Source organism: Mesorhizobium sp. B3-1-6 (assembly GCF_006439555.1).
Lineage (GTDB): Bacteria > Pseudomonadota > Alphaproteobacteria > Rhizobiales > Rhizobiaceae > Mesorhizobium.
In genome coordinates, this window is record NZ_VFTM01000028.1 from 58964 (window position 1) to 80435 (window position 21472).

A 21472-nucleotide genomic window follows, 5' to 3' on the forward strand; every position below is an offset into this window, starting at 1 on the left:
GGATAGTGTTTCAGTTTGAAATCCGGCGGCCTTGACGCCGCTGTCGCGCCAGCCGGCGAACTCCTATATGCTTACCGGAAAGTAGGGAGGATAAGACCATGCCATTATACCTAACCCGGTTCAGCTACACGCCGGCCACTTGGGCTAAGCTTATCAAGAACCCAGAGGACCGCCGAGAGGCGGCGAAGCAGTACATTGAATCGGTTGGCGGAAAGCTGCACGGATTCTGGTACGCCTTTGGTGAGCACGACGGCTATAACTTGTGGGAGGCTCCGGACAACGTGTCGATGGCGGCCACGGCGCTCGCGATCGGCTCGGGCGGAGCGCTGAGTTCCATACAGACGACCGTCCTCCTGACCGTGGAGGACACGCTTGCAGCACTGCAAAAGGCATCGTCGATTAAATATCGACCGCCTGGAGAACAAGCCTAGATGCCCACCGGACCTAAAGGCCAGAAGCGCCCGCCGATGTGATCGGCAATGCCGTCCGCGTCATGCGCATTGCGACCGGCGAGGAAGCCGACACTGTCAGGCGCGGCCCCTACAAAAAAGCAGCCGCCGAAATTCAAACTGAAACACTACCCGGCGTCGACAGAGGGCGACAAATCGGGCCTAAAGGAGTATGTTGGCGCAGGTGCAGGTCGCGGTTTTGCGTGGCCAGTCACGCAGAGCGTTAGCACCGTGAAATCCGCGACCTTGCCGGACCTGATCTGGAGGAACGGTCATGGCAAGCTTTCACGTGATTGCAGGCGCCAGCGAAACGCTGGAGCATACCAAAGTGAGAAAGATCGGCGTTTCCGATCTTTTCGATGCGCTCAGGCGCGGTGTCGACGACTTCATGGTCAAACCCTCGCACATCGTGTTTTTGTGCATGATCTATCCGCTCGTTGGCGTGGTGCTTGCCACCTGGACATCGGGAGCAAACACGCTGCCGCTGCTATTTCCACTGGTGTCAGGCTTTGCGCTGATCGGGCCACTCGCGGCGATCGGCCTTTATGAGATCAGCCGCCGGCGGGAAGCCGGGCTGGATGCTTCCTGGAAACATGCTTTCGAGGTCAGGAATTCTCCGGCGCTGCCGGCCATCGCCGCCGTCGGCATCATGCTGTTTGCAATCTTCATCACATGGCTTTTGACCGCAAAGCTTTTCTACGAGTATCTGTTCGGGCCCGAGCCGCCGGCGTCACTGTCCAGTTTCATAGCCGAGATATTCGCCACCGGGAGCGGCTGGACGCTGATCGTACTGGGTCATGCGATCGGGTTTGTATTCGCTGTGGTGGTTTTGTGCACCACCGTGGTCGCTTTCCCGCTGCTGCTCGATCGCGACGTCGGCGCCTACGAAGCCATCCACACTTCGGTGCGCGTGGTCCTGGCCAATCCGATCGTGATGGCCGTCTGGGGACTTATCGTCGCCATTGGGCTGATCATCGGCTCGCTGCCTGTGTTCGCGGGGCTGGCGGTCGTGCTGCCAATCCTTGGCCACGCCACCTGGCACGTGTACCGCAAGGTGGTGGAACCGCAGGCCGCCCCAAGACCGGCGAACTGAGCCAAGCCTATCATGAGCACCGGCGACAGTGCCGGTGCGCTCAGTAGGCCGGGTGGCTGAACCGCGCCTGACGCGCGCCCGCCGTCAGGTTACGGAAATCCTTGCCGCTGACATGCACGAGCGTCTTGTGGTCGCCGCCCTCGAAATAGATATCGGCGGCGTCGCGCAGGCTTTCGTCCAGGATGACCGGCACGTCATAGGCCGCGCCGATCGGCGGTACGGCGCCGATGTCGCAATCATCGAAGAGCGATACCACCTCATCCTCGGAAGCGAGCCCGAGGCGCCTGTCCATGACGTCCTGCAGCTTGCCGAGTTCGATCCTGTGGGTGCTTGGGACCACGGCCAGCGCATAGCCGAGCTCGTGGTGAACGACCACGGACTTCGCCATGATGCCGCCGGGCACATGCGCGGCGATAGCGGCCTGCCTGCTGGTGGCAGTTCGATGGTGCGCGACGGTGTCGTACGGAATTTCCTTGCCGTCGATAAAATTCTTCAGTCTGTTTGCCATCGTCATCGTCCGCGTCCTTTGCTTGAGTTCACGGCGCATGCGCCAAACCAAATGGACCGGCGTCCTGCTGTTTCGAGGCACCCGCCACGGCAGTTCCGGTTGGCTGCGCTGCGGACCAGTTCGAAATGCGTATCAGGGGCCGGGCCCGAAAAACGCGATACGTGTCAGCAGCGTGTAATCGGCCTCAAAGACCATCATCGTCACGAAGACCAGAACCAGTATCGGCGGCAGGATTATCGCATACATCATCGCCAGCCGCTCCCAGGCCATGTGCATGAAGACGGCGACGATCAGTCCCGCCTTGAGCATCATGAAGATCAGGATCAGCGACCATCTGAGATAGCCGTGGATGCCGAAATAGTCGACCAGGTAGGAGCAGGTGCTGAGGATGAACAGCCACGCCCAGACGACCAGGTAGAGCTTGATCGGGTGCTCCTGATGAACCTCGGCGTGAGCGACCGCTGTCGCAGCCGCATCCTGCGCATGGGCGGTGTGCAGCGTGTGTTGTCCGAGACCGTTTGCGGTTGCTTCAGCCATAGCTTCCTCTCAACAGGAACTGCCTCTCACCAAAGATAAAAGAAGGCGAAAATGAACACCCAAACCAGGTCGACGAAGTGCCAGTAGAGGCCCATGATCTCGACATTCTCGTAGCGGCCCTTGCGGCTGGTGAAGAAGCCGGGACGACCGGTGTCGAAGTCGCCACGCCAGACTTTTCGCGCCACGATGATGAGGAAGATCACGCCGATCGTCACGTGCGTGCCGTGGAAACCGGTGATCATGAAGAAGCATGAGCCGAACTGCGCGGCTCCCCAGGGATTGCCCCAGGGCCGTACCCCTTCGGTGATCAGCTTGGTCCATTCGAAGGCCTGCATGCCGACGAACGTTGCGCCAAGCGCAGCGGTCAACAGCATCAGGATTGCGGTCTTCCGGCGGTCGCGGCGGTAGCCGAAATTGACCGCCATGGCCATGGTGCCGCTGCTCGAGATCAGCACGAAGGTCATGATGGCGATAAGGATCAGCGGGATCTCTTGGCCGCCTATGCGCAAGGCAAAGACCTCGCTCGGATTCGGCCAGGGCACGCGTGTCGACATGCGGGCGGTCATATAGGAGAGCAGGAAGCAGCCGAAGATGAAGGTGTCGCTGAGCAAGAAGATCCACATCATGGCCTTGCCCCAGGACACGTTCTTGAACGCGCGCTGATCCGAGGCCCAGTCGGCGGTAATGCCGCGCCAACCGGCGGGCCGAGGCTCCATCTGGCTGGTATGTGTCATGGTCGTCTCGGCCATCGCCGGTCTCCTAGGTCAGCAATTGTCGGCAAATTTCGATGAACGTCGCCGCCCAACCTGCCAGAAGGGCGAAGATGCCGAGCCAGACGAAAAGCAGGAAATGCCAATACATGGCGCAGAGCTCGACGCTGAGACGAAGTCGCTCCGGCCGCGCTCCGCTCCAGGCACCGATGCTCGTCCTGCCAAGGCCGAACAGACCGCCCAGTATGTGCAGGCCATGCATGCCGGTGATCAGATAGAAGAAGCTGTTGGCCGGGTTGGATGCCAGCAGATAGCCGTCTCCGGTCAGCTGCCGCCATGCCATCGACTGCCCGACAAGGAAGGCAAGCGCGGTGAGCCCTGCCGTGGCAAGGCCTAACCGGACGTTGTCGATCTGGCCCTTGCGCGCGGCAACCACCGCGCATTGCAGCGCGACGCTGCTCAATACCAGCACGCCGGTGTTGAGCCAGAGCAGGCGGGGCAGCGGCAGCGGCTGCCAGTCCGGCAGGCCCATGCGCATGAAATAGGCGCTGGTGAACAGCGAGAACAGGCAGCCGACGACGGCGAGGAAGACGCCGAGACCGATCTTGGCGGTGGGCAGGGACGACCGGCCGGTGCCGGCGAAATCCCCGGCCAGACCTTGCTCCAGCCATGGCTTGGATGTCAGCCGCTGGTGCGAAAGCCACCAGCCGGCAAAGCCGGCGATCACAGCCAAGAAGACCAGGATGACGCTCATGCCTGCTCCCTTGAGGGGGCGAAGGTGCCCGGCACGTTTTGCGGGATGAAGTCCTCCTTGGCGCCTGGCACGCTGTAGTCATAGGCCCACCGATAGACGATCGGCAGTTCCTTGCCGAAATTGCCGTGCGCCGGCGGTGTCTGCGGCGTCTGCCATTCGAGTGTGGTCGCCCGCCACGGATTGCCGCCGGCCTCGCGGCCATGGCGGATGCTCCAGATCAGGTTGAACAGGAAAACCATCTGAGCGAAGCCGACGATGAAGGCCATGATGCTGATGAACGAGTTCAGATGACGGGCCGATTCCGTCATTATGGTCATGTCGGTCAGCTCGGCGTAGCGCCGCGGAACGCCCATCAGGCCGAGATAGTGCATGGGGAAGAAGATCAGGTAGGCGCCGAGGAAGGTTACCCAGAAGTGGAACTTGCCGAGTGTGTCGTCCAGCATCCGTCCAGTGACCTTCGGATACCAGTGATAGATTGCGCCGAAGATCACCAGGATCGGCGCGACGCCCATGACCATGTGGAAATGGGCGACGACGAACATCGTATCCGACAGCGGCACGTCGACAACGACATTACCGAGAAACAGTCCGGTCAAGCCGCCATTGACGAAGGTGACGATGAAGGCGAGCGCGAAAAGCATCGGCGGGGTGAGATGGATATCGCCGCGCCACAGCGTCAGCACCCAGTTATAGACCTTGATCGCCGTCGGCACGGCAATGATCAACGTCGTGGTCGCAAAGAAGAAGCCAAAATAGGGGTCCATGCCGCTCACATACATGTGGTGCGCCCAGACAACGAAGCTCAGGGCGCCGATGGCGATGATCGCCCAGACCATCATGCGGTAGCCGAAGATGTTCTTGCGCGCATGGGTGCTGATCAGGTCGGAGACGATGCCGAAGGCCGGCAGAGCGACGATGTAGACTTCCGGGTGGCCGAAGAACCAGAACAAGTGCTGGAAAAGGATCGGGCTGCCGCCATTGTGCTGAAGTTGCTCGCCCATCTCGACAATCGCCGGCATGAAGAAGGAAGTGCCGAGCACGCGGTCAAGCAGCATCATCACGCACGCGACAAACAGCGCCGGGAAGGCGAGCAACGCCATGACGGTGGCGGTGAAGATGCCCCAGACGGTGAGCGGCAGGCGCATCAACGTCATGCCACGCGTGCGGCCCTGCAGCACCGTCACAACATAGTTCAGGCCGCCCATGGTGAAGCCGACGATGAACAGGATGAGCGAAGAGAGCATCAGTATGATGCCCCAGTCCTGCCCACCCGGCGTTCCGGACATGATGGCCTGCGGCGGGTAGAGGGTCCACCCGGCGCCTGTCGGCCCACCCGGCGCGAAGAAGCTCGACACCAGAACGAGTACTGCCAGCAGATAGATCCAGTAGCTCAGCATGTTGACATAGGGGAAGACCATGTCGCGGGCGCCGACCATCAGCGGGATGAGGTAGTTGCCGAAGCCGCCGAGGAAGAGCGCAGTGAGCAGGTAGATCACCATGATCATGCCGTGCATGGTGATGAGCTGGTAGTAGGCCTCCGGGGTGATGAAGTCGAACGTGCCGGGAAAGCCGAGCTGCAGGCGCATCAGCCAGGAGAGAACCAGCGCCACAAGGCCGATCGCCGTTGCCGTTGCCGAGTACTGGACCGCGATGACCTTCGCGTCCTGCGAGAAGACGTACTTGGTCCACCAGTTGTGCGGATGGTAGAGTTCCACTTCCCCAACCTCGGCGGGCGGAACGGCATCTGCGGGTGTGACGTCAACCATCGGAGCACCTCCGTGCCCTATTCTGCGGACCTCGAGAGTTTCGAGTTTGCCGCGACGTCCAAACCGGACGCCATCGTGTTTCCTGACGGTTGGCTCGCCCAGCCTGTTTGCCTGGGCGTCGACAATTGCGCAAAAGTCTGCTGCTGGCCGAGCCAGGACAGATAATCCTGCTCGGCGTCGACCATGACCACGCCATGCATCAGCGGATGTCCCTGGCCGCACAGTTCGGCGCACAGGACCTGGAAAGTGCCGGTCCTTGTCGGAGTGAACCAGAAATAGGTGACCGACCCCGGGATCATGTCCATCTTTGCGCGAAATTCCGGGATATAGAAATCATGCAGGACATCGATCGAACGCAGCAGCACCTTGACCGGCTTGCCGACCGGCAGATGCAGGTCGGTGGCCTCGACCACGATATCGTCCTGGCCGTTGGGATCTTTGGGTGCGATGCCTAACGGATTGTCGGCGCTGACGTCGCGGGTGTCCGAAGTACCGAGCTTGCCGTCCTTGCCGGGCAAGCGGAAGCTCCACTGCCACTGCTGGGCGACGACCTCGATCTCGGTCGCGTCGCTTGGAACGGTGACGAAGCGGCTCCAGACGAACAGGCCGGGAACCAGCAAGGCAGTGACGCCTGCCGCGGTGACGACCATGAGCCACCATTCGAGCCGCTTGTTCTCCGGTTCGTATGCCGCGCGATTGCCTTCCCGATGCCGGAAGCGGAAGACGCAATAAGCCATAAAGAGGACGACAGCGGCAAAGACGATGCCGGTGATCCAGAAGCTGATGATGATGGTGTGGTCGATATAGTCCCAGTTCGAGGCAATCGGAGTCCACCACCATGGGCTCAGGAAGTGGAACAACACTGAGCCCACAACGATTAAAACGAGTACAAGCACAACGGCCATGTCCCGTTCCTCCGGTATTGCCGGGCGCACGAAGCGTCCGAATTACCAAAGCGCATCATGCTCGATTTCCGGTTGAAATTCCAGAGCCGACTATCTTGATCGGCAAAACGTTGCTTTTGCGCCCGGATCCTCGGGCGATCGGCGGGGGGCTTTAGATCAAAAGCAGGCCCTTCATCGAGGCGTTGCCCTTGCGGCCGATGATGATGTGATCGTGCACGGCGATGCCGAGCGGCTTGGCCGTATCGATGATCTGCTTGGTCATCTCGATGTCCGCGCGGGAAGGTGTGGGATCTCCCGAAGGATGGTTGTGGACCAAACGACTTGTACAATATTCGTCATACATATCAGGTGCTTGTGTGGCGATCGTAGAGAGCAGGGGCCGTTAACTGGGGCGTGTATCGAGTGATCACCTGTGATCTTCCACGCTTGGGCATGGTCGCATTTTCTGAGTACCCCGACGTCCCGATCAACCACGGATTCCGAACGTTCATCATTGGTTCCAAGGCATCAAGGGGCAGCCTGACGAGGACCATGTTGCGTAGCCAACGTTATTCATCAATTTGGGTGCTCGACCTGCTGCCCCGCCTATTTTCGTGAGCCACGTATGCTTGAAGTCTCGGTCATGAACTGCTTGATCAATTCCGATTCCTGCTTGTTTGATCGCGCATATCGCAGCGCGAGTTCATAGCGAGCCGGAACGAGTTCTAGCATTGCTTGGTCCCTAGCCAACTGCCATGCCTTGACGAGCAACCCAAATAGGGTTCCGATACCGGCAAGAGTAAGAATCCCTCCGCCTACGGGCTGCAGAAATGCGAGTACGCCGCCGGCGATGGTCACTGCAATGGATGCAAGTATTAACCAAGAGACAAACTTTACTTGCGTTCGCAAGGGGTCAAGTACTCGCAGGAACTCCGAACTAACTATCGCAAAAGCCCGCTGCAGTGTTTCATCGCTCGCTGAATTGGGGCGCCCAGTCGTTTCACGACCGCCACGGTCTGGCCCCGATTGATCTAGTGCTGTTCCTAGAGCATCGTCGATCAGCCGCCAATTGATGCGACGCGCTGTTACCGTGGACAAATGGCCGGTATGGGTGTGGTCTGGCATTGCTTCCCCACAAGCTGGAGCAATTATCGTAATACAAGATGTGCGCTCGGATCGCCATAAAGAACAAACGAGTTGACACTGTCTTTCCAATGCTGGGTAGCCGGTAGCGGCATGCCAAGCTCTTCCAATTTCATCGACCTTGAGGCGCACTGTGTGGCCGCCACTCGGATGGCGGTGCCAATCTGTACCCCTTCAACGTGGCGCGATGGCAGCAGTGCACGATAGAACTCCTCGAAGAAAGTACGGCAGATTTGATCACGTACCGGATTAACTGCGGCGATAATGTTTACGCCGCATTCCACTAGGCGGTAGGCAAACGAATCATCCCGCTGCAACCGACCTGCGTCACATGCACTTAGGACAAGCAATCGGCAGCGGATACGAGAAAGCAAGCCAAGGTCTAAGCCTTCCCCACTCAGAAACCCGTCTCGAAGATGCACTCCCGCAGCGGACGCATGGGCCGCGACGTGAACTATGTCAGCGATAATCAGGCTTTCATGCAAATCTTGGATGGTTGCGTCCACGACGCTCGGGCGTACTTCCGCGCGCCACTGGCGATGGCACCGTGCCACTACTTCAATCTCATGTTCGGGAGCAGACAAGCGCGCCATACCCGGCGGGTTCGCACACGACACACCTGCAAAGGCAATGTTCTTTTGCCCCGGAAGAACCCGCACGGCGGCGCCGGGCGATGCGAAGCACAGTTGACCCGCAATGATGGCGTCCGTTCCGTCAGCCCATTGATTTCCGATGGCGTACGCCCAGTTTTGTGCGAACCTGGATCGCTCGACAATGACTTTGATGTTCCAGCCTTTCTCGAAAAGGTTTCTGGTGGCCGCAATGTCTTCGCTCTGCGGCGGCCAGACTGACAGCTCGATGCCGGTCGCAATTGATTGAGAAGCAAAGAGAGGTCGTACCAAGGCGGTGCCTCGGAGCACTTCAACCACACCGTCGCATTGGCCTGTCACCAAGGTCCAGCGTCGTCCCATCAAAGCAAGGGCGCGACGCCGAAGTTGGAAGCTGGCCATAAGCGCTAGGAAAATGGCCAATGCTACGGCGATCAAAACGGCAGCGCTGTAGGCCAAGATGGTCTGGGCGTTTGCATTTCGCCGGGATCGTTCGGTGGCCAGTGACGTGAGCACCCGCGTTACGTTAGCCAACGCGTCGGTCGAGGACGGGCCTTTGGCTAAGATTCCCTGCTGGAAGCGCTACAGCAGAGCAATCGCTTCGGCCAGATCGCGATCAGACATTTGGCCGGACTGATCCTGGAGAGAGGTGGCTATAGAGGACAGGGAGAATGCAATGCCCGAAATGTCTATCAAATCATTCGTTGTCTCAAGTGCTCGCAAAAGCACCGGGCCAGAAGTTGGTGAGATCCGGGCCAACGCCGCTGTCGCTGCCTGACGAACAGCTGAAACGGGATCATTGAGGAGATCGCTTAGGCGCGCCAGCGCCGGAGAGGCCTTGGGCCCAATGCTACCAAGCGCTTGTGCAGCGCTGGCACGCACGATTGGGACCTGGTCGGCCAGCATCGGGATCAACTTATCCACTGACCCCGCCGCACTAGTTCCAATCGCTGCTAGTGCATCTGCCGCGCTACTGCGCACTAGCTCGTCCGTGTCGGTGAGCAGTAGCGTCAGAGCGGCAGTGGCAGGTGAGGACACTGTTCCCATAAGGGAAAGAGCGTAGGCACTTCCAGCGCGAACTGTCGCCCGCCCATCAGCTAGTGCCTCGATAAGAAAGGGAAGCGCGACTTCGCCTGTCCGACTGATTGCAAAGGCCGCTTGGGCGCGGATATTTCGATCATTGTTTGCCAGCAATTTCCCGACATCGGCGATGACGTTTTGGTCTGTGGGACTGATGTCCACGAGTGCACCTGCGGCAACAGCCTTCACGTCGTCGCTAGCATCGTCAAGCGCCGCTCGCAGCGCCGGAACTGCGCTCAAGGCTGCCTCGCCAACGAGCCCGATTGCCTCGGCAGCAGCCTTTCTGACTTCTGGGGACCCATCATGTTCCAGCGCGTCCGTTAGGCCGGGCACCGACGAGGCCGCCTGAGGGCCAATTTTGCCGAGAGCCTGGATGGCGAATCCCCGAACTGCGACGCTTGGGTCTCGCGTGGCCTTTGTGAGGGCGGGAACTGCGCCGATAAGTTTTGTCTCGGTGTATCCAAAAGCCTCCGCTGCCCCGCTTCGGACCCCAGGATCGGCGTCACCAAGTGCGGCAATGAGGGCCGGCAACGCCGGCTCGCCGATCGACCCCAAGATGACGACCGCGTCTCTCTTCTCCTGTTCAGTGTCATGCCGGAAGGTGTCGACGAGACTTGGAGCCGCTGCCGCGCCCAGTACGATAAGACGTCTGCCCGCTTGTATCCGGACGTTTTCGATCTCATTGCTCAATTGCTTGATGAGGTAAGGGACATCATTGGATTGACTGATCTCAGCGCCAAGCGACCCTGTGCCTGTCAGAGCAATCGCGAGAAGAGTCAAGATAATGCAGACTAGGCGCACCCACTACATGCTCCAACTTAGACTGTCATCCTAACAGATTTGGTCGAGAAATCCCGGCATCTGAGACTACTGTTTTTGTTTCTCTCGCCGTATCGAGGAGGGGGCAGGGATAAACCCACTTAGGCGCGAAATCGTGCTGCCACGCGGCCGGCGACAGCGTTTTTACCGATGGCAAGCTCGCGGACCGCTGGTCCTGCCGCGGGGCCGGGCACGCCGTGGACCAATTCATTGCAGGCGCGGGGCAACCGAAATAGCGATGGCAGCCATCGAAGAGGTGCGAATCGTCGCCAATTCGCGGGGAAGGGCATTCCTTGCCTTCCCGACTATGTGACGGGCGCAGCGAACCTCCTGAAAGTTTTCAATTTCGGGATCGTTCGGGATCTTGCCTGATCCACAAATGAACCTTTCTGGCAAATTTGGCTTTCTGCCATGCAGCATGGGAGCGGTTCTGTGTGCTCGGCCGGGATCATCGCGCTCACTCCCCAGCGTCCATTGTGAGTCGTCTTGACGCATGGCACGCGACCGTATTTTTTTGATCCCACATCTCAAGTTCCTCGATTGGATATAGCACCGCTTTTCCAATCTTGATGTAGGCCGGTCCAATCCGCATGGTTCGCCAGTTTCGCAGCGTCCCAACGGAGATGCTGCCACGATAGCGTTCCGACACTTCCTCAGCCGTCAGATATTTCCTGTCATCCATAAATACCTCCAAATGTCCGGTTGCAGTTGCGTTGCTGGTGACATCGCAACCCGCCGCCTGCGAGGAGACAAGGGGACGCTCCCAAACCGCTGATCTGCTGTTGCACAGCTATGAGTTCAGGTCTGTGGACGAGAAATGGAAGGCACTGAGGAGGGGACCAGTAACAACGGATATTGCCGGATAGAAATCGGATCGGCTGTGCAGCTCGGTTGGGCCGACCCAACCGAACGAGCAACTCCGTCCAAGGCTGCTAGATTCGCATTTAGGATAGATTTGAGGAGGCTTCGACTTTCTGACGCTCGCGGGCCTCGCAGGTTCGTTCACGTCAGCACGAGGGGCATATAACTCTACGTGTCATATTGGCAGCTATGCGCCTCAATTGTAGCCGTCAAGATCGCCTCTGCTGCTTTCCAAAAGCAGACATCACTATTGAACGCTCTGATGATCGTGGTCGGACGAGAGCGCTCACCCGGCCGGCAAGCGATCCCAGGTATCACGGTTATACGCCACGCTGTCCGGATGCAGGGCCGATCCGCTCGGTCATCACAGTGGGGCGGGACAGTTGGCCGTTCCAGCAGCCGGCTCAAGGGGCAAAAATCTGACTCCTCGAGCCCACTCATCGGGCTGTTGCCGAACGGTGCCAGACTTTGCTACCGAATCACCGCTCGTCATGACGGTGGGGCGCCTTTGCCTTGATGTCGGCCTTTGCCTGAGCTTCTTGTTCAGGGCTGGATAGTTCCTCGAAATGGCATTTCGCTTTGTTCATACGGCCGATATCCATCTCGATTCGCCGCTGCGCTCGCTCGCGTTGCGGAACCCGGAACTCGCCGAGCTCGTCGGCGACGCCAGCCGTCAGGCGTTCCTACGCCACGAGCCAGGTCTCGCGGGAGATCTGTCGCGCCTACGTCCATGTTGCACACCCGATCGCAGGCAGGAAACCCGGCGAACGACGATCCTACCTTGAAATGTCTTGGCTACAGCAGGGCAACGGGCGGGCATTAGAGACAACGTCGCCGAAACCGCCGGCTCCGTGGTCGCCGATCTGGGCTGAATGCAAGCCCGCTCATCGTTATCTCGTGATCCCTGGTGATCGGGCAACCATCAGCGCGACAACGACCGGGTGGCTGGGTGGCCGCCGTTACATCGCTGTGGGCGATGCTCATGGCCATGTGACATTGGTCGATCCGGCAACCGGTCAGAGGCTGCGCACTGTGCCCGATCGAAGATCGTTTGGGATTTTCGGTCCTGACGGCCTATTCGGGAATTCAGGAGAGCGTGCTGCTCGTCGGTGACGAGGAAGGGGGTATGGAGTGTTGGAACCTCGACCGGATGGACCGACTCTGGTCGACGAATGGGTATCATTGGTCGGTGCGCGGTTTGGCTGTGACGTCGTTGCGGGACGCGCCGGTCGTGATTTCGTGCTCGCGCGATGGGATCTACGTCCTCGACCTGCATAAAGGGACCCCGCTCAACATATTTTCCATGCAAACTATCGCACCACCGGGCGTTGAGGATGCAATTTCAGTCATCCCATTCAACGACTCTGAAGGGCCTAAATTCGCCACCGGTCATGAAGATGGGATCGTTCGGATATGGGGGCTGGAATCGGGTGCGATGCTGCTTGAGAAGAAAGTCGCCTCCCGCGCGATCTGGCAATTACTGAGCAGCGAGGTTAATGGGCACGCCACCCTTTTGGCTGCCACGGTGGGACAACACCTTTGTTATATGCGAAGCTCGACGCTGGATGTCATCGCGTTGGTTGCAGGTGATTCCGACAAGAATACGATTCCTGCCGTAGCCGTGGGACTCTCGTCCGGTGAACCTCTGGTCCATTGTGTGCATCAGCGGCAAGTATCGACATACGCCCTGCCTACGTTGGAGCGCGTCTCTAGCGTGCCGCTGGAGACAGGAGACATCATCTCGATAACGAAAGTGGAGCACCCTAGCCATCCGAAAATTGTGGCGGGAGGTCTCGACCAACATCTATACGTGATGGAGGCAGACGACCTGCTCGTCGGTGCGAGCGATGGAACAGCGCAGGTGACCGCCGTCGCCTCTGTGGGGCGCCAAGGCGCTTACCTCGCGTGCGGCCACTCCGACGGATCGATTTGTCTTCGCGATTCAGCCTCCGGTCAGAAGATCGAATGCGAATCTTGGCAAGCCCCGGGTGCCATCCGATCGATCGTTTCACTTGGACACGAAGGCGGCTTGGTGCTGGGGTGCAAATTCGATGGTGGCGTAAGGATTTGGCAGGGCGAACTCGTGGCAACCCTGCTCGATGCCGAGCGCTCTGATTCAATTTCCTGCTTCTGCCTGGCCATCGGGCAAAGTGGGCTTGTTATGGCGATTGGAACTGATTCAGGCACCGTTGAAACTTACGATCTGTTGCCAGCCCTCTCCCTCCGAGGGAAGGTGGAGATGGCGCATTCTAGGCCCTCCCCCAACCAAGCCGATCCCAGCATACTGGCTTCTACAATTTCAGGGCTCGCCATCTTTCCCGGTGAGACCACACTCTTGGCGTCCAGCGGATGGGAAGACATGGCCGTTAAGCTATGGCGCTGGGACGATCTACGGGCGGCCGGCATGATTGCGACGGACGACTACATCGTTCAACTCGAGGCAACAGATATCGCCGGCATTCAAGTTTTGGTTTCCGCTCATTTGAACTTCACCTGTCGCATCCTAGACCCGTTTATCTGCACCACTTTGCGGGAGTATCGCAGTGAGCCCGCAGGGGCGATGCGAAACGGTGCTGAGGGCCGGTGGCTTGTCGGAATGGCTCTAGGGCGAATTGTACAGAAGGAGGTGATCGTGCTGGCGGAGCGAGAAAGGAAGATCTGCCTCTTGGACGCCTCGAATATGGTTGAGATTGCGTCGTTCTCAGTTGGCTACGGCATCTGGGGTCAAGCTGTTGCTGTCATGCAATCTTGCCGGATCGCCGTCCGCGGCGGCCGTGGCGTCACAGCGGCCCAGGTTCAACCAGATTATTTTGCCGGCGAGAACCAACAAGTAAGCGAAGGCGGGGCCTGACGCCCGGATGCCCGCGGGTCTGGCCTCATCCCTGTCACGAACAAGCCCGGCGACATGCAAGTCCGTTACAAATTGTCCAGAGCCCACCAACTGGCGCACGCCAATCCACGGGGTCGCAAAAGCAAAAATGCTATCGTGCTTCACTTTCTTGTTAGCCTGTACTATATTAGGAAATTCGAACTTGACCTCCGAGGAGTGAAGCGTATGATTAAACGCGGGAAAGTATTTCTCTCTTGGATTTGCCTTGCTTCGATAATTGTTCTGACCTCCCTCGAAGCAGTTCAGGGATCGCATGCGGGTCCTTGCAATCCAAACATCGAAAACTGCAACAAATAGTATGTTCCGCTTTGACCTCTTTTATTGGGGAATCGTGCTACTTGCTGTCATTAATCTGGCGATACAGGCTTGGAAAAGCTATGCAAAACCCGCCTACGCATATAAATACTCACGGTATCCTCTATTAAGAGGTGTAGAGTTGGCCTCGCTCGGAGGGAAGCGGCAGTATGCCCTCGGTTTTTTGTTCTATCTCGCAATAATTCTAGGTATTTTTTCCTTTTGCGTCGTATTCTACGGCAAGATTGTCGATGTTGGAAAAGACCTTGAGCCATTTATTGGTACAGGGTTTCCTGCCAAGCCCACCAGAGCCGACTCATATGCTGTGCCGTTAGCGGTATCTGCAGCATTCTCTGTCGTATTATCTATAGAAATGTTTGCCGAGATTGAATCTCGCATTCGGGGTCTCGCCCACCGTCTGGCTGGCATACCGAGAGAAATTTATGGTGTTCTTACCAAATTGAGCAACTTTCCATATGACGAGCATTTCCCAAAAACAGTCAGTGAATCGCTGAAGAGAACCGCGAAGGCCATAGCCAAACAGATCGAAGTCTGTCAGGACGACGAGCTAAGGGAAAAGCTGGAAGAACTTCTAAATAATATCTACGCTATCGGAGTCCTGTTACCTTCGGTCACCGGCGACTCGGGCGATGCCCTGTGGAACCAACTGAACATTGAGACCGTCAATGATTTTGTTGCCAGCATGGATGGTGCCAAAAGAAGTATAGTTGATAAGACGTCGGTCCTTCTAAAGGCAATTGACGCTGGCGAACACGAAACGAACAATGCCCAGGACGCCGAAGATCGCGTCGACACAGTCGATGTCATCGTCGCGGAATCATCGGTATTAAAGGCTAACTTGTTCTCCGTGTTTGCGCTGCTATTTATATCGCAATATGACGTACAAATTCCTGACCATCAATTCGCCGCGCGACGCGTGATCGCGCATTTGAGGCAGGACGCCAGGGATACGTTATGGGATAGCTTTGTAGGCTCTATCGTTTTGGGAACGCCTGTCGCAATGTTGCTATCTGCGACCGGGCTTGCGATCCTGCGGACCATTGACCAGCCGGCTGACCCGCAGCTCCTCAAAGCAAGCGGAGCAGTTGGCTACTTCCTGAGCGTGTTTCCCGCGTCGACCGTCGATGCAGCCATTACCACTCTCCAAGTGGTTCTGATTTTTGCGATCACTATAGGCAATTCGCTGTCGGTAAGGGTTACACTTATGGAGACCGACAGGTGGGACCCATGGCAGGTTCTGCCATTTTCTCGGTACGCGACAGCGAGCATCGCACCATTGATTTTTGCTGTGTTTGCTTGCCAGCTGTATTACTATGTAGTCTACATTGCCAAAATCTCCTTTGTAACCGGCTGGGTGGCGGCAAGCGCACTTTCGGCGTTTTGGTTCACCTACGGTCTTATGCCCTCGATGCAAGCGCTTGCGGGCGTCGCCTTTTGCGGCTTGTTTTTTGTCGTGGCGGATTGGCATAACAATCTGAGGATGCGGTATACGATGGCGATCGGAATCGTTTGCGCGATCGTCTACGCAGCGATCGTTGGGTTCGTCGATGCCATCTTGGTGGATCTGGGATCAGTCGTGAGCGGGCGGTATGCAAGGCACGACATCATGCAGCATTTCCTTGCATCGACTTCACTGAGCCTGTTCTTTTGCTATTTCGTTGAGAAATTCGAAAAGTACGACAATGTGTCGGCTGGCGGAAAGTCGAAGAAAAAGACAGAGGCCAAGGTCGCAGCGGTGCCTTGACTAGGGGGCCTGGGAATGAGGCTGTGGGTTTTTTGCATCATCTGCGTTAGCTTAAATAGCCAGAGCCGCGCCGAGGAAATCAAGATCGGTGTGCGGCCGGACGCAAAGCCCTTTTCGTATTGTAAGGATTCTTCCTGCACTGCGAGCCTGGATGGCTATGACGGTTACTCCATCTCTGTATGCAAGAATATTCTTGACGACATGAGGGTAAGAAACCCAGGTATGGGCGTCAGCGTCGTGAAGGTGACTGCTGCCGATCGCTTGTTGGCGCTCGACGACAACCAAGTCGATTTTTTGTGCGGCGCCGACACCATCACTGAGGAACGATTGGATAAATACGCCTTCTCTTTCCCGATCTACGTCACCGGCATCTCCATCGCCTCAAGGCGACAGGATTCGGAAAATCGTGGTTGTGAGCCAGGAGCTAAGAGGCCCGCCGTCGTTGGGATGGTTGGTAACACCACAGCTCAGAGCGACGGAATAGACCTTATGCTTCAGGCAGGTGAGTTCGGTCAGTTTGAGCAAGTGGTTAGGCAGGCAAAAGATAATTCTCCTGAGGGAAAGGCCAAGTGTGCTGACGGCATTGGTGGCGGCCCTGACGTGGAAATTATCAAAACCTATAGCGACCACGAGACGGGATTGCGAGCATTCTGTAACGGCGACGTTAAGTATTATATCGCCGATCGGGAGATACTGCTGTTCGCGCGGCAGTGTGATGATATCATGCTCTCAGATCGGACATATTCATATGACGAGTATGGGTTGGTTTTCCGGAAGCCGAGCATCGACGCCCCCCGTGACTACTGGTTGTTCTCTGAGATCAGCTATAGCTTGCAGAAACTAGCCTGGGGTACGAGGTCGATACTATTGCAAAGCGTTCTTAGCAAGATGAACAATTACCGATTATCTCCTGATCTGGAGCAGTTTTTCAGGAGCGTCACAGGCGGAGCAGTTCCGAACCATCCTTAGTTGGGAGGTTTGAGAGAAGAAGCCTGCTGTACGATCTGCAATATGGACTGCGGTAGCCTCAAACTCGCTCCGCAGCTTCCACGTCAAGGGGATTAGCATGTGTCAGCGAGGTCACAACCAACTGCAGCGGTTCTGCGTGTTGATTGTTCTGGCTGCCGGCATTCTCTTGGATCGTGGAGCCGTTGCCTTGGCCCGCGCGCCACCGAAATACGACCATGTCGTAATCGTTGTCATGGAGAACCATTCCTTCGAGCAAATCACGCAAGCGGGTGCGGCTCCCTACCTGCAGATACTAGCGAGGAACGGCGCCTTGTTCGAGAATTCGCATGGGGTCGCGCATCCCAGCCAGCCCAACTACTTGGCGCTGTTCAGTGGCTCGACGCACGGAATACGCGACGATGGCTTTCATGAGATCGCCGCGCCCAACTTGGCCAGCCGCCTTCATGCTGCCGGCAAGGCATTCTCAGGCTTCGCCGAGGCGGGATCGCCGCGCAAGCACAATCCGTGGGAATCCTTCGTCGACGCCAAGAGGGTCGGAAAATCGCTGACCAGATTTCCGCGTGATTATGCACGGCTGCCTGCGGTCAGCCTCGTTATTCCCAACCTTTCCAACGACATGCATGATGGCACCGTCATGCGGGCCGATGCTTGGCTGAAGGCCCATCTCCGCCCCTATGCCAATTGGGCACTCAGGCATAACAGCTTGTTGATTGTCACCTTTGATGAGGATGATTACCGGCTTGAGAACCGCATATTCACCGTGTTCTACGGAGCCCGAATCAAGCCCGGCCGTTATGTCGAGAGGATCGACCACTACACCTTGCTGCGAACCATCGAGGACATCGAGGGTACAGCACCGCTGGGAACCACAGTCGTCAGGAAGGCGGTCAGCAGCGTCTGGCAAGGTCGATAGAATTTCCGTTCCGTGGATTCCTGCCCCGACATGATCACCCAAAATGTCCGTCGAACTCATACTCGTCTGACATAGTCCTGGACAAACCTGGCAGCAGCCTAACAACCAGGCCAGAAGATCCAGACGCACTAAGGGGCCACAAGCCGGACCCAACCGATGCGACCAGGCGATTCTCAAACCGACGATTGTCGACGCGCCCGGGGTTCTTTGCTCGCTCGCCGGTGATTCATGTGGGTTATCTACCAGCACCAAGCGGCGGTAGGGGCGCGCGCGGAAGACAGGCGTTCTTCTTCAATTGGCTAAATAAGAAAGTCCTGTTTTTCTAATAGACAAAGTCGCTTATTCAAGCATAGAGTGAAAAGCTCGCGCGAAGACGCGAAGTTAGTATCGTCCTGGGGGAGCGATTGCCATGCCTCTTTATGGGCGGCTTGGCGCAGCCGCGTATTGGCTGTTATGCGCAATATTGTTGTGCGGCTGTGTAAGTAGCCAAGGTATCGTTGAGTTCGAAGCGTATAGAACTGCCACAATCAAGCTGTCAGAAACCTCGACCGCGATTCTAGATCAACTCGCGGTTCAGGAGCGTGCGCTCTTTCTCAAATCCGAAACCAAACTGCTCACGCTGAAGTTCGATCCGGACCTTTCAAGCTACTATACCGATACGGCCGACCCACCTGGAACGCGGACATTCAGGAATGCATTCCAGGCGGTCATCGCCTACAATGACTTGCTATATGGTCTTTCGTCCGGCCAGACAGCTGATGCCTTGACCGCCAAGATCGGTACATTGAATTCATCACTGGCGAGTTCAATTCAAAGCGCCGATTTCCTGTCGAGTACGACGCTGCCTCAGCGTGTCGTCATTTCCGCGGGCCTCCAGACCGCGTTCCTTGAGATTCGTCCGTTGTTGAGGACGGGGCTCGGCTTGAGGTCGAGGCAGAGATTTCGCGAGTACCTGATCGACTATTATCCAGCGATACGAAACCTGCTGGTCGGACTCAGGCAGAGTACCGGCAATATGTTTCTGGTCCTGAATGCCCCCGAGTTGAACAGAATTCGTGCAAGCGTGACCGGTCAGCCGAGCAAAGAAGATCTCGATCATATCCTGGCCTACCGGCGGCTGTTGGCGAATTGGGTCATCCTGATTGACGCATCGATCGCGGGCCTGGATGCCGCCAAGAAGTCGATTGAGGCGCCTGCCAGCCCGGCGGACGTGGTTGAGGGCCTGACGACTGCGACCCAGGAGCTGAATGCGGCATCGCTCGCTGCGCGCAAGGACTTGGCTGCATTGGCGACGAAATAGCGATCTCAGTCAGGAAGAATAGAGCTTCAGGTTGGCGGGAGGTGAAGGTGGATCAAACAATAGCGCAAATTGAGGAGGCGCGGGTACGCCTTCGCACCGCTTTCAGCGCTGCCGCCGGCAAGCAGGATGTCCAGCAGGGCATCCAGATTTCGCTGCAGGACCTGGCTGACTTGCAAGGGCAGATAGAGCTAGCTGGGATGATGAATGATGCTGCCAATGTAAGGGCACTCACCAGCATTCTCGACAAGGCAATAGCCGTCGTTCGCTTCGACATTTCTGGTTTTCTTGTCGAAGACCTCAAGACCCTGCGCCAACGGGTCGCCGGCGCCCCCGCTCCCGGGGCCGCGCCGGCTCAGCCGGCCCCGGACAGCAACCCGCCCGTGTCAGCACCCGCAGCTAGCGGAACGGCCCCTGTCGCCTCAGGAACGAAACCCGCGCCTGGCGGGACCACGCCTGCAACTGGCGGAACGGGGCCTGCCGCCGACGGGACACTGGCAACCCCTGGCGGCAATGGCCCGGCAGCAGTGCCTCCCGCCGCCTCCTCTCCCGGAACTGGATTGCCTCAACCAGCGAACCCCAACGGGCCGGTCATCAGTCTGTCGCAGTCCGGGCTTCGCCGGGTGAACGGACCGGTGGTCATGGCCATCCAGCTTGCCCTTATTCGCAACGGCCAAGCGATAGACCCGGACGGTGATTTCGGCGGTATCACTGCGGGGGCGTTGCAGCGCTGGCAGGCCGCAAATGGCCTTCGCCAGACCAATATCGTCACTGAGCAGCAGTGGGTGACGTTGACCGGCCGTTCGGTGCCGTCGCTGTTCGACCTATGTCTTGGAGTGACGTCCGATTTCGAAGGCACGAAGTTCGACAGGGTGGTGGGAAACTTTGACGATCAGGGGCTCACCTTTGGGCTTATCGGGTTCACGCTCCTCAACGGTGAATTGAAAGCGCTTCTGACCAGGATCGAGACGCTCAAGCCGGGCAGCGTTGCGATCGCCTTCGGTGCCCTCTATCCCGAGTTGATGACGGTTCTGGACCTGCCGCAGGCTCAGAAGCAGCAGTGGGCTAACACTGTTTCATTCGGGCCCAACCGCATGGAAGTGGCGGAGCCCTGGAAGAAAGCCTTCCTTCGGATAGGCAGCTTCCCGCACGCGCGGCGGGCTCAGATGGAACGCGCCCGGTCGGTGTACTGGGAAAAGGCCCTTGGCCATCTCGACCGTTTCGAGCCCGCGGGCAAGCCACGAACCGCTCTCGATGCCGCGTTCTGGTACGATGCGGCGGTGCAAAACAGTCTCGGCTCGGATGAAACCCAGCAGTTGAGCGCCGCCGGCGCCAGCAACCTGAGCGGATCCGAATTGAGGGAGCGCTTCGCGCAGATCATTTCCGACGGCAGCCTTCAGGCATGGAGAGATGACGTCCTCAAGAGAAAACGGACATACGTGGCCGGGACGGGGACGGTTCACGGCTCCACCTATGACCTGGCCGCCTGGGGCCTCGCTGACAGACCGATCAGCGCTGCGGATCTCGCCGCGCCGTCTTCGATCATCGACGTTGTCGCATCCGGTACCTCGGGCTGGAATGAGGGGACGCTTGCACCGGATGAAGAGGCAAGCGAGGTCTCGGCGGTGGAAGGCACCGCATCGGCACCCGTCGTTGTTGGCACCAGCCCGCACGCTGGCTGGGCCCTCTACCCGAAATTCGTAAGCTTTGTCGAGCAGCTCGGCCTGAGAAGCATCACCGCCGACGAGCTTCTCTTTCAGGGAGGCCAGAACCAGTCCGGCTCGTGTCAGGGTCTCAACACCTACCCGCCTGAGGAGCTCTGGGAAAACATCGCACCGACCGCGGCCGTCGTCGACAAATTGCGCAACGATCTGGCGCAGCCGGTCCATCTTTTGAGTATTTATCGCTCTCCGGCCTACAATTCCTGCATCCAAGGCAGCGCAGCCCACAGCCAGCACATGCAGTACAAGGCGATCGACTTTGTGATGGATGGCGGCAATCCCGCCTCCTGGAGCGCCAGACTGAAAGCTTATCGGGCAAGCGGAATCTTCAAAGGAGGGATAGGCGTCTACAGAACCTTTGTCCACGTCGACACGCGCGGCAGTAACGCCGATTGGACAGGATGATATGAC

The 21472-nt window shown here is 58.0% G+C and carries 19 protein-coding genes and 1 pseudogene; 8 read left to right on the forward strand and 12 right to left on the reverse strand.

What is annotated here, in order from left to right:
* Nucleotides 1-98: 98 nt before the first annotated feature.
* A complete protein-coding gene (locus FJ414_RS23250; RefSeq protein WP_140646725.1) occupies nt 99-431 on the forward strand; it encodes a GYD domain-containing protein in 333 nt (110 codons plus the stop codon).
* Between the two features lie 292 nt (nt 432-723).
* Entirely contained in the window at nt 724-1542 is an 819-nt protein-coding gene (locus FJ414_RS23260; protein ID WP_140646726.1) for a DUF2189 domain-containing protein, read from the forward strand.
* A gap of 40 nt (nt 1543-1582) precedes the next feature.
* On the opposite strand, the gene FJ414_RS23265 is transcribed toward FJ414_RS23260, so the two are convergent.
* From FJ414_RS23265 to FJ414_RS32035, 12 genes and pseudogenes are all read right to left on the reverse strand, one after another.
* Nucleotides 1583-2056, reverse strand: a complete 474-nt coding sequence (locus FJ414_RS23265) for an aminoacyl-tRNA deacylase (RefSeq protein ID WP_140646727.1) — start codon at nt 2054-2056, stop codon at nt 1583-1585.
* 126 nt (nt 2057-2182) lie between these two features.
* Entirely contained in the window at nt 2183-2587 is a 405-nt protein-coding gene (locus FJ414_RS23270) for a cytochrome C oxidase subunit IV family protein (RefSeq protein WP_140646728.1), read from the reverse strand.
* A 26-nt stretch (nt 2588-2613) separates the two neighbouring features.
* Nucleotides 2614-3336 carry a heme-copper oxidase subunit III family protein gene (locus tag FJ414_RS23275; RefSeq protein ID WP_140646729.1) on the reverse strand — a complete coding sequence of 241 codons (723 nt, stop codon included), beginning with the start codon at nt 3334-3336 and terminating at the stop codon, nt 2614-2616.
* A gap of 10 nt (nt 3337-3346) precedes the next feature.
* A complete protein-coding gene (locus tag FJ414_RS23280; protein ID WP_140646730.1) occupies nt 3347-4051 on the reverse strand; it encodes a cytochrome c oxidase subunit 3 in 705 nt (234 codons plus the stop codon).
* Nucleotides 4048-5817, reverse strand: coding sequence for a cytochrome c oxidase subunit I (gene ctaD / locus FJ414_RS23285; protein WP_140646731.1), 1770 nt, complete (start codon nt 5815-5817; stop codon nt 4048-4050). The genes FJ414_RS23280 and ctaD overlap by 4 nt, the downstream gene beginning before the upstream one ends.
* A 17-nt stretch (nt 5818-5834) precedes the next feature.
* Nucleotides 5835-6722, reverse strand: coding sequence for a cytochrome c oxidase subunit II (locus FJ414_RS23290; RefSeq protein ID WP_140646732.1), 888 nt, complete (start codon nt 6720-6722; stop codon nt 5835-5837).
* Between the two features lie 151 nt (nt 6723-6873).
* A pseudogene (locus tag FJ414_RS23295) lies at nt 6874-7038 on the reverse strand (JAB domain-containing protein); the annotation flags it as partial.
* Nucleotides 7039-7307: 269 nt separating this feature from the next.
* A complete protein-coding gene (locus FJ414_RS23300) occupies nt 7308-7826 on the reverse strand; it encodes a hypothetical protein (protein WP_140646734.1) in 519 nt (172 codons plus the stop codon).
* 23 nt (nt 7827-7849) lie between these two features.
* Nucleotides 7850-8911, reverse strand: a complete 1062-nt coding sequence (locus tag FJ414_RS23305) for a CHAT domain-containing protein (protein WP_140646735.1) — start codon at nt 8909-8911, stop codon at nt 7850-7852.
* A gap of 123 nt (nt 8912-9034) precedes the next feature.
* Nucleotides 9035-10312 carry a HEAT repeat domain-containing protein gene (locus tag FJ414_RS23310; protein ID WP_181181692.1) on the reverse strand — a complete coding sequence of 426 codons (1278 nt, stop codon included), beginning with the start codon at nt 10310-10312 and terminating at the stop codon, nt 9035-9037.
* Nucleotides 10313-10808: 496 nt separating this feature from the next.
* Entirely contained in the window at nt 10809-11033 is a 225-nt protein-coding gene (locus FJ414_RS23315; RefSeq protein ID WP_140646737.1) for a helix-turn-helix domain-containing protein, read from the reverse strand.
* Nucleotides 11034-11691: 658 nt separating this feature from the next.
* Nucleotides 11692-11814: a hypothetical protein gene (locus FJ414_RS32035; protein WP_281405806.1), complete on the reverse strand. Its 123-nt coding sequence runs from the start codon at nt 11812-11814 to the stop codon at nt 11692-11694.
* A gap of 449 nt (nt 11815-12263) precedes the next feature.
* Between FJ414_RS32035 and FJ414_RS23325 the strand changes: the two genes are divergently transcribed.
* The 6 genes from FJ414_RS23325 to FJ414_RS23350 all read left to right on the forward strand — a co-directional run bounded on the left by FJ414_RS23325 (nt 12264) and on the right by FJ414_RS23350 (nt 21466).
* Nucleotides 12264-14063 (forward strand): WD40 repeat domain-containing protein, encoded by a 1800-nt coding sequence (locus FJ414_RS23325; RefSeq protein ID WP_140646739.1) that lies wholly within the window; start codon nt 12264-12266, stop codon nt 14061-14063.
* Between the two features lie 337 nt (nt 14064-14400).
* Complete coding sequence (locus FJ414_RS23330; protein WP_140646740.1) at nt 14401-16161, forward strand: hypothetical protein; 1761 nt, start codon at nt 14401-14403, stop codon at nt 16159-16161.
* 15 nt (nt 16162-16176) lie between these two features.
* Nucleotides 16177-17130, forward strand: coding sequence for a transporter substrate-binding domain-containing protein (locus tag FJ414_RS23335; protein ID WP_140646741.1), 954 nt, complete (start codon nt 16177-16179; stop codon nt 17128-17130).
* Between the two features lie 136 nt (nt 17131-17266).
* Nucleotides 17267-18043 (forward strand): alkaline phosphatase family protein, encoded by a 777-nt coding sequence (locus tag FJ414_RS23340; protein ID WP_246672483.1) that lies wholly within the window; start codon nt 17267-17269, stop codon nt 18041-18043.
* 409 nt (nt 18044-18452) lie between these two features.
* Nucleotides 18453-19343 carry a hypothetical protein gene (locus tag FJ414_RS23345; RefSeq protein WP_140646743.1) on the forward strand — a complete coding sequence of 297 codons (891 nt, stop codon included), beginning with the start codon at nt 18453-18455 and terminating at the stop codon, nt 19341-19343.
* Nucleotides 19344-19390: 47 nt separating this feature from the next.
* Nucleotides 19391-21466: a D-Ala-D-Ala carboxypeptidase family metallohydrolase gene (locus FJ414_RS23350; protein ID WP_140646744.1), complete on the forward strand. Its 2076-nt coding sequence runs from the start codon at nt 19391-19393 to the stop codon at nt 21464-21466.
* The last annotated feature ends 6 nt before the right edge of the window (nt 21467-21472 follow it).

Bases quoted from the DNA above. Each gene is read 5' to 3' on its own strand.
- FJ414_RS23275 (WP_140646729.1), bottom strand. From the start codon at position 3,336: ATGGCCGAGACGACCATGACACATACCAGCCAGATGGAGCCTCGGCCC.
- FJ414_RS23300 (WP_140646734.1), bottom strand. From the start codon at position 7,826: ATGCCAGACCACACCCATACCGGCCATTTGTCCACGGTAACAGCGCGT.
- FJ414_RS23280 (WP_140646730.1), bottom strand. From the start codon at position 4,051: ATGAGCGTCATCCTGGTCTTCTTGGCTGTGATCGCCGGCTTTGCCGGC.
- FJ414_RS23260 (WP_140646726.1), top strand. From the start codon at position 724: ATGGCAAGCTTTCACGTGATTGCAGGCGCCAGCGAAACGCTGGAGCAT.
- FJ414_RS23290 (WP_140646732.1), bottom strand. From the start codon at position 6,722: ATGGCCGTTGTGCTTGTACTCGTTTTAATCGTTGTGGGCTCAGTGTTG.
- ctaD (WP_140646731.1), bottom strand. From the start codon at position 5,817: ATGGTTGACGTCACACCCGCAGATGCCGTTCCGCCCGCCGAGGTTGGG.
- FJ414_RS23335 (WP_140646741.1), top strand. From the start codon at position 16,177: ATGAGGCTGTGGGTTTTTTGCATCATCTGCGTTAGCTTAAATAGCCAG.
- FJ414_RS23250 (WP_140646725.1), top strand. From the start codon at position 99: ATGCCATTATACCTAACCCGGTTCAGCTACACGCCGGCCACTTGGGCT.
- FJ414_RS23330 (WP_140646740.1), top strand. From the start codon at position 14,401: ATGTTCCGCTTTGACCTCTTTTATTGGGGAATCGTGCTACTTGCTGTC.
- FJ414_RS23345 (WP_140646743.1), top strand. From the start codon at position 18,453: ATGCCTCTTTATGGGCGGCTTGGCGCAGCCGCGTATTGGCTGTTATGC.
- FJ414_RS23315 (WP_140646737.1), bottom strand. From the start codon at position 11,033: ATGGATGACAGGAAATATCTGACGGCTGAGGAAGTGTCGGAACGCTAT.
- FJ414_RS23265 (WP_140646727.1), bottom strand. From the start codon at position 2,056: ATGACGATGGCAAACAGACTGAAGAATTTTATCGACGGCAAGGAAATT.
- FJ414_RS32035 (WP_281405806.1), bottom strand. From the start codon at position 11,814: ATGGATATCGGCCGTATGAACAAAGCGAAATGCCATTTCGAGGAACTA.
- FJ414_RS23270 (WP_140646728.1), bottom strand. From the start codon at position 2,587: ATGGCTGAAGCAACCGCAAACGGTCTCGGACAACACACGCTGCACACC.